Consider the following 6,665-nt stretch of genomic DNA (forward strand, 5'->3'; position numbering starts at 1 on the left):
GCGGACCGGGGGCGGTGGCGTCGTCCCTGACGCGGACCGGCGCGGCGGGCTCAGCGCCGCGCGAGCCGGCGGGCCGCGCCGGGCGAGGCCGTCGCGAGCCCGTAGTGCTCGAAGATCGCCGGCTCGTCCTCGGCCGCGAGCTCGCCGTCGGTGTCGATGGACGGGGCGTTCCTGGCCAGGTCCTTGGCGACGGTGACCCGGAGGTGGCCCGGCGCGACCGTCGCCCCGGCGAGCGGGACGAACGCCAGCCGGCGCCGCCCGATCATGCCCACGACCACCGTGGCGAACGCCGGCTCGTCGGAGACGGTGTCGACGTAGATCGCCTCGAGCTCGCCGATCCTGGCGCCGGCGGGGTCGACGACGCTCTTGCCCTGCCAGTCGCGGATGTTCTCGGCCTCGAAGCCCATGGCCGCAGACCCTAGCGGCGCGGCGCCGACAGGACGCGGACCACGAGGGCCTCGGTGATCCCCAGTCGGGGCGTGTTCTGCCGCGCGCGCTCGGCGATCTGCCGCGGCGAGAGGCCCATGTCCGCGTAGAGCCGGACGACGTTCTCCTGGGCGGGGCTCCAGGACGGTCGCGCGGGGCGCGCGGCGGCCGGACGCCGCGGGACACGGCGCGGCGCCGGCACCCCCGGGATGTCGGCGGGCGCGGTGCCGAGGCCGGTGTTCGTGGTGGCGAGCTCGCCGGCGGCGGCGCGGGCGGCGATCTCGTCGGGCTCGGCGACCCGGAAGGCGTCGCCGCTCTTGTTGACGGCCACCGCGGTGACCGTCGGGCCCCGGCGGTACTGCGCCTGGCAGTCCGGGGCGGTGCAGTAGGTGTATCCCAGCTCGGCGCGCTCCGCGGGGATCTCGCGGCCGCACCCGATGCAGTTGGTGCTCATGCTGATACCGATTCTATGCCGCCGGCGTCATGTCCTGCGGCTATCGGCGGAGGCGCCGTCCGGTGATCAACGGGGACTTCGCGCGCGTAGAAGCAGCGAACAGCGCGTTCGCTGCGTCCGGGGTGGTGGTGTCGGTCAGCGGCCGGTCGACGCGATGGTGGCGCTGCCCAGGACGACGTCCCCGCCGGGCTCGGGGCGGTAGAACACCGCCGCCTGGCCCGGGGCGACGCCGCGCAGGGGCTCGGCGAGCACGACCTCGACGCCGTCGGGGTCCACCCGCACCGTCGCGGGCGCCAGCCCGCCGTGGGCGCGGACCTGGACGACGCAGCGCAGCGCCTCGCCGGGCGCCGCGGCCAGCCACACCGGGTCGGTGGCGCGCAGCGCCGTGACGTCGAGGTCCTCGGCCGGCCCGACGCGCACGGTGCGGCTCACCGGCTCGAGGCCCAGCACGTAGCGCGGCCGCCCGTCCGGCGCCGGGCGCGCGATGCCGAGGCCGTGGCGCTGGCCGACGGTGAAGTCGTGCACGCCGCGGTGGTGGCCGACGACCGTCCCGCGCGGGTCGACCATCTCCCCCGGCGCCGCGTCGATCCGCGCGGCGAGGAAGCCCCGGGTGTCGCCGGAGGGGATGAAGCAGATGTCGTGGCTGTCGGGCTTCTCCGCGACCACGAGCCCGCGCGCGGCGGCCTCGGCACGCACCTCGGACTTCACGCTGTCGCCGAGCGGGAACAGGGCGCCGTCGAGCTGGTCGGGGCGCAGGACGCCGAGGACGTAGGACTGGTCCTTGTCGGGGTCGGCGGCCCGCCGCAGCACCGGGTGGGCGGGGTCGGTGGCGCTGTCCAGCCGCGCGTAGTGGCCCGTACCCACGGCGTCGAAGCCCAGCGCGCGCGCCCGGTCGAGCACCGCCGAGAACTTGATCTTCTCGTTGCACCGCAGGCACGGATTCGGCGTGCGCCCCGCGGCGTACTCGGCGACGAAGGGCTCGACGACGTCGTCGCGGAAGCGGGCGGCCATGTCCCAGACGTAGAACGGGATGTCGAGGACGTCGGCGCAGCGCCGGGCGTCGCGGGAGTCCTCCACCGAGCAGCAGCCGCGCGCGCCCTCGCGCATCGTCGCGGGCTTCGCCGAGAGCGCCAGGTGCACGCCGGTCACGTCGTGGCCGGCGTCGCGCAGCCGCGCCGCCGCGACCGCCGAGTCGACCCCGCCGCTCATGGCGGCCAGGACCCTCACGGTGCGCTCCTCACATGCCGAAGGCACCTCACGAGTGCGCCAGCGCGTCCCCGGCCCGGCGGGCGCGTTCGACGACCGGGCCGATCGCCTCGACCACCGCGTCGACGTCGGCGCTCGTGGAGTTGTGGCCCAGGGAGAAGCGCAGCGAGCCGCGGGCGAGGTCCTCGTCGAGGCCCATGGCCAGCAGGACGTGGGACGGGCGCGCGACCCCGGCGGTGCAGGCCGAGCCGGTGGAGCACTCGATGTCCCGGGCGTCGAGCAGCATCAGCAGGCTGTCGCCCTCGCAGCCGGGGAAGGACAGGTGGGCGTTGCCGGGCAGGCGCTCGCCGGGCCGGTCGAGCGGGACACCGTTGAGCCGGGCGTCGGGGACCTCGGCGGTGACGCGGGCGACGAGGTCGTCGCGCAGCCCGGTCAGCACCGCGGTGCGGCGCTCCACGTCGGCGACGGCGGCGCGCACGGCCGTCGCGAGGCTCATCGTGCCGGGGACGTCGAGGGTGCCCGAGCGGACGTCGCGCTCCTGCCCGCCGCCGTGCAGCAACGGGGTGCAGACCGCGTCGCGGCGCAGCAGCAGCGCGCCCGCCCCGACCGGCCCGCCGAGCTTGTGCCCGGTGAGCGACAGCGCGTCGACGCCGCTGGTCGCGAAGTCGACGGGCACCGCGCCGACGGCCTGCACCGCGTCGGTGTGGAACGGGACCCCGGCCTCGTGGGCGACCTCGGCGAGCGCGCGCACGTCGTTGACGGTGCCGACCTCGTTGTTCGCCCACATGACGCTGACGACCGCGACCTCGTCGGGGTGGGCGGCCAGCACCTGGCGCAGGGTCTCGGGCAGCACGCGGCCCTGGGCGTCGACGGGCAGGACGTCGAGGGTGGCGCCCTCGTGCCCGGCGAGCCACTCCGCGGCGTCGAGCACCGCGTGGTGCTCGGCGGCGGACACGACGACGCGCGTGCGGCGGGCGTCGGCGGCGCGGCGCGCCCAGTACAGGCCCTTGACCGCGAGGTTGTCGGCCTCCGTGCCGCCGGTGGCCAGCACGACCTCCGAGGGCAGCGCGCCGACGGCCGCCGCGATCGTCTCGCGGGACTCCTCGACCGCGCGCCGGGCGCGGCGCCCGGCCGAGTGCAGCGACGACGCATTGCCGACGCGCCCGAGCGCCTCGGTCAGGGTGGCCGCCGCCTCCGGCAGCATCGGCGTGGTCGCCGCGTGGTCCAGGTACGTCATCGACCGGCCAGCGTAATCCCCACGTGCACCACTGGCTCCCCCCGAGGGGTGACGGTCGCCGCCCCTCCGACGAGCGAAGGGCCCCTTCGCTCGATCCATCCGAGCGGAGGGGCCCTTCGGTCAGAACAGGCGCGCCCCTACGAGCCGCGCTTCTTGACCTCCTCGGTCAGCTGCGGGCTGATCGAGAACAGGTCGCCGACGACGCCGTAGTCGGCGATCTCGAAGATCGGCGCCTCGGGGTCCTTGTTGACCGCGACGATGGTCTTCGAGGTCTGCATCCCGGCGCGGTGCTGGATCGCGCCGGAGATGCCCAGCGCGATGTAGAGCTGCGGCGAGACCGTCTTGCCGGTCTGCCCCACCTGGAACTGGTTGGGGTAGTAGCCGGAGTCGACGGCGGCGCGCGAGGCGCCCACCGCGGCGTGCAGCGAGTCCGCGAGGGTCTCGACGACGTCGAAGTTCTCCGCCGACCCGACGCCGCGGCCGCCCGCGACGACGACGTTGGCCTCGGTGAGCTCCGGGCGGTCGCCGCCGACGATCGGCTGGCGGTTCGACACCTTGCCGGACGTCGACCCGTCGATCGCCGGGACCTCGACGGTCTCCTGCGTGCCGGCGCCGGCCTGCTCCTCGATCTCGATCGAGCCGGCGCGCCACGAGATCACCGCGGTGTCGGTGGTCGCGCGGGACTGGACCGTGAAGGCACCACCGAAGATCGAGTGGGTGCCCTCCCGCTGCCCGTCGACCTCGACGAGGTCGTTGAGCCAGCCCGAGTTGGTGCGCACGGCCAGGCGGCCCGCGACCTCGCGGCCGTCGGCGCCCGCGGGGATGAGCACGGCCGGCGGGGAGACCCGCTCGACCAGCGTCGCGAGCGCGTCGACCTGCGGGGTCGACAGGTAGTTCACCGCGTCGTCGGACTCGGCGACGTAGACCTTCTCCGCGCCGTGCGCGGCCAGGCCCTCGGCGAGCTTCGCCGCCGTGCCCGGGGTGCCGACGACGACCGCCGACGGCTCGCCCAGGCGGCGCGCCGCCGTGAGCATCTCGTAGGTGTTCTTCTTGATCTCCCCGTCGACGTGGTCGACGAGGACCAGGACCTCGGCCATGGTTCTCCTCTCGGTGTCGGTGGGGTGGATCAGATGAGCTTCTGGCCGACGAGGAACTCGGCGATCTTCGCGCCGCCGTCGCCCTCGTCCTCGACCTTCTGACCGCCCGACTTCGGGGGCCGCGGGGCGAAGGAGTCGACCTGCACCAGCGAGCCCGCGAGACCGACCTCGTCCGCGGAGAGGCCGAGGTCGGAGATGCCGACCGCGTTCACCGGCTTCTTCTTCGCGGCCATGATCCCCTTGAACGAGGGGTAGCGCGGCTCGTTGATCTTCTCGCCGACGCTGACGACGGCGGGCAGCGACGCGGTGACGTCGCAGGTGCCCTCGTCGGTCTCGCGCTTGATGCTCGCGGTGCCGTTCTCGACGGTCAGCTCGTTCGCGTGGGTCAGCGACGGCCAGCCCAGCACCTCGCCCAGCATGCCGGCCATCGCGCCGCTGCGGCCGTCGGTGGCCTCGTTGCCGGCGAGCACCAGCTGCACGTCGTCGACGGTGCCGATCGCCTTGGCCAGGATCCTCGCCGTGGTCACGGCGTCGGAGCCGTGGATGGCCTCGTCGTTGACGTGGACCGCCTTGTCGGCGCCCATCGAGAGGGCCTTGCGGATGGCGTCGGTGGCGCGGTCGGGCCCGACGGTCAGCACGGTGACCTCGGCGTCACCCGCCTCCTTGATCTTGAGCGCCTCCTCGACGGCGCGCTCGTTGATCTCGTCGAGCACCGCGTCGGACGACGCGCGGTCGAGCGTCTTGTCGGCGTCGGAGAGGGTGCGCTCCGACCAGGTGTCGGGCACCTGCTTGATCAGCACGACGATGTTCATGGGCCTGCTGCGACCTCCTGTGCTCGCATCCGTCCCGGTGGGACGCTGTTACCGCCCGGTAAGATACTCGTCGGTAACTTACCTTCTGCCCTGACTCTCCCACGCCCGGTGCCCATCGGCAGCGTGGCGTTCGCCTCTCATGTTACTGACGAGTAGGGTGTAGGGCCCTACTGCGCAGTAACCCGAAAGCGCCCGGATAGGGCGATATCGTGGACGGACACGGGGCGGAAAGACCGCCTCGCCCTCCGTGAGGAGTCGTCGTGCCCGGTCTGTTCTCCAAGGTCAGCGAGTTCCTGCGCAGTCCGCAGGGTCGCAAGTACGCCGACCAGGCGAAGCGCTACGCGTCGGACCCCAAGAACCGCGCGAAGGCGCAGGACATGATCAACAAGTTCCGGGGCAAGGGCGGCGGGCACGGCGGCGCCCCCGGCGGCCACCGCTAGACGGCTCGGCGGCACCGCGCCCCGGGCTCCCGGGACGCGGCGCCGCACGTCAGGTGAGGTAGTCGCCCATCCGCCGGAAGTAGTCGCCGGCGACGTGCTCGACGTCCCGGTCGTCCTTGACCCGCTGCAGCACCAGACCGTGCCGCCCGCCCCGCCAGGCCTCCGGACCGGCGACGACGATGACCCCGCGCCCCTCGCGCGCGAACACACGCCCGTGGGTCCCGCCGGCCCTCTCCCGCGACACCGACGCCTCGAGCACCCGCAGGCGCCGTCCGTCGTGCAGGCACCAGGCGTTCGGGTACGGCCCGGTCTGTGCGCGCACGAGGTTGACGAGGTCCCGCGCCGAGCGGTCCCAGTGGATCCTGTTGTCCGGGTCGGCGCGCTTGTGGAAGAACGACGCGTGCTCGGGGTCCTGGCGCAGCCACTCGTGGGGCCCGTGCTCGATGCGGTCGAAGGCGTCGAGCGAGAGCTCCCCGAACAGCCCGACGGTGCGGTGGAAGAGGTCCTCGGTGGTGTCGGTCGGCGTCACCGGCACCGTGCGCTGGGTGATGATGTCGCCCCGGTCGAGGTCGGCGTCCATCCAGTGCGCGGTGATCCCGACCTGGCTCTCGCCGTTGATGAGCGCCCAGTTCAGCGGGGAGAACCCCGCGTACTTCGGCAGCAGCGAGTCGTGGGTGTTCACCGTCCCGCGCGTGGGCGCCGAGAACACCTCGGGGCTGATCCACGTGCGCCAGTTGCAGGCCAGCCCGATCTCCGCGCCGGCCTCCTCGATCGCCGTCACCAGCTCCGCGTCCACCGCCTTCTCGCGGTAGACCACGGGGATGCCGCGGGAGCGGGCGAGGTCACCCATCGACTCGGCGAAGATCGCGGGCGCCCACTCCCCCTCCTCCGGGTGACTGACCGCCAGCACGACCTCGTGCCGTGACGCGAGGAGCGCGGCGAGGAGCCGGGCGCCCCACTTCTGGTAGCCGAACAGGACGACGCGCACGATCG

Annotated in this window: 8 protein-coding genes; 1 reads left to right on the forward strand and 7 read right to left on the reverse strand. The window is 73.9% G+C overall.

All coding sequences use genetic code 11. The features are described 5' to 3' along the window. Window positions 1-50: 50 nt before the first annotated feature. The 6 genes from ACYX4T_RS10780 to ACYX4T_RS10805 form a co-directional block, all read right to left on the reverse strand. Window positions 51-407, reverse strand: coding sequence for a PRC-barrel domain-containing protein (locus tag ACYX4T_RS10780; RefSeq protein WP_476014513.1), 357 nt, complete (start codon window positions 405-407; stop codon window positions 51-53). An 11-nt stretch (window positions 408-418) separates the two neighbouring features. Next, window positions 419-880 carry a hypothetical protein gene (locus ACYX4T_RS10785; protein WP_476014514.1) on the reverse strand — a complete coding sequence of 154 codons (462 nt, stop codon included), beginning with the start codon at window positions 878-880 and terminating at the stop codon, window positions 419-421. Window positions 881-1,015: 135 nt separating this feature from the next. Next, complete coding sequence (gene mnmA, locus ACYX4T_RS10790; RefSeq protein WP_476014515.1) at window positions 1,016-2,107, reverse strand: tRNA 2-thiouridine(34) synthase MnmA; 1,092 nt, start codon at window positions 2,105-2,107, stop codon at window positions 1,016-1,018. Between the two features lie 28 nt (window positions 2,108-2,135). Beyond that, window positions 2,136-3,323: a cysteine desulfurase family protein gene (locus ACYX4T_RS10795; protein WP_476014516.1), complete on the reverse strand. Its 1,188-nt coding sequence runs from the start codon at window positions 3,321-3,323 to the stop codon at window positions 2,136-2,138. Between the two features lie 137 nt (window positions 3,324-3,460). Further along, window positions 3,461-4,420, reverse strand: a complete 960-nt coding sequence (locus ACYX4T_RS10800; RefSeq protein ID WP_476014517.1) for an electron transfer flavoprotein subunit alpha/FixB family protein — start codon at window positions 4,418-4,420, stop codon at window positions 3,461-3,463. Between the two features lie 29 nt (window positions 4,421-4,449). After that, a complete protein-coding gene (locus tag ACYX4T_RS10805) occupies window positions 4,450-5,232 on the reverse strand; it encodes an electron transfer flavoprotein subunit beta/FixA family protein (RefSeq protein WP_476014518.1) in 783 nt (260 codons plus the stop codon). Between the two features lie 260 nt (window positions 5,233-5,492). Between ACYX4T_RS10805 and ACYX4T_RS10810 the strand changes: the two genes are divergently transcribed. After that, entirely contained in the window at window positions 5,493-5,672 is a 180-nt protein-coding gene (locus ACYX4T_RS10810) for a hypothetical protein (protein ID WP_476014519.1), read from the forward strand. A 49-nt stretch (window positions 5,673-5,721) separates the two neighbouring features. Here the strand turns inward: ACYX4T_RS10810 and ACYX4T_RS10815 are convergent, their stop codons facing one another. Then, a complete protein-coding gene (locus ACYX4T_RS10815) occupies window positions 5,722-6,660 on the reverse strand; it encodes a methionyl-tRNA formyltransferase (RefSeq protein WP_476014520.1) in 939 nt (312 codons plus the stop codon). Window positions 6,661-6,665 lie beyond the last annotated feature (5 nt).

The organism is Actinomycetospora sp. ABD4_176 (genome assembly GCF_056311855.1).

What these genes read in the sequence shown, in the direction of transcription:
- ACYX4T_RS10785 (WP_476014514.1), bottom strand. Translation starts at nt 880, where the DNA reads ATGAGCACCAACTGCATCGGGTGCGGCCGCGAGATCCCCGCGGAGCGC.
- ACYX4T_RS10805 (WP_476014518.1), bottom strand. Translation starts at nt 5,232, where the DNA reads ATGAACATCGTCGTGCTGATCAAGCAGGTGCCCGACACCTGGTCGGAG.
- ACYX4T_RS10780 (WP_476014513.1), bottom strand. Translation starts at nt 407, where the DNA reads ATGGGCTTCGAGGCCGAGAACATCCGCGACTGGCAGGGCAAGAGCGTC.
- ACYX4T_RS10795 (WP_476014516.1), bottom strand. Translation starts at nt 3,323, where the DNA reads ATGACGTACCTGGACCACGCGGCGACCACGCCGATGCTGCCGGAGGCG.
- ACYX4T_RS10800 (WP_476014517.1), bottom strand. Translation starts at nt 4,420, where the DNA reads ATGGCCGAGGTCCTGGTCCTCGTCGACCACGTCGACGGGGAGATCAAG.